This window comes from Spiroplasma sp. ChiS (genome assembly GCF_002968355.1).
Taxonomy (GTDB): Bacteria; Bacillota_I; Bacilli_A; order Mycoplasmatales; family Mycoplasmataceae; genus Spiroplasma; species Spiroplasma citri.
Map to the genome: position 1 here is coordinate 1 of NZ_PUUH01000261.1, position 690 is coordinate 690.

The 690-nt window shown below is 29.0% G+C and carries 1 pseudogene; it reads right to left on the bottom strand.

Annotation, left to right across the window (positions count from 1 at the left end):
* Positions 1–586, bottom strand: a pseudogene (locus C6B38_RS06730) (hypothetical protein); the annotation flags it as partial.
* Positions 587–690 lie beyond the last annotated feature (104 nt).

Genomic DNA, 690 nt, shown 5'->3' on the forward strand with positions numbered 1-690 from the left:
TATTTGTGCCTCTACTTGTTCCAAAATAAATGTTGTTTTTACTATCTATTGTTATAGATTTTATTTCATTGATGGTACCAGCAATTTTAGTTGCGGTTGTTTCACCGTGTTTCAACACAAACGCACCATTATATGTTCCAAAATAAATTTTATTGTTTTTATCAAATTTCAAATCTGCAATAGAATTAACTCTGTCAGTAATACCATTAATTTTAGTCGGTGTATCTGAACCGTGTTTCAACACAAACAAATCATAATATGATTTAATATAAATGTTATCTTTACTATCAACTGCAATTTTTTGAATAGGATCATTTATTCCATTTATTTTGGTTGGGGTTGTTGCACCGTGTTTCAACACAAATAAACCACTATTTTGACATTTACCAAAATAAATGTTATCTTTACTATCAACTGCAATTGTTTCAACATAATTATTTATTTCATTAATTCTAGTCAGTGTGTTTGACCCCACAACCAACTTATACGCACCGTTATTTGTTCCAAAATAAATGTTGTCTTTACTATCTATTGTTATAGAATTTGTGCTATTGCTGGTATCATTTATTTTGGTTGCATTTACCAAAATAAATGTTATCTTTACTATCAACTGCAATTGTTTCAACATAATTATTTATTTCATTAATTCTAGTCAGTGTGTTTGACCCCACAACCAACTTATACGCACCG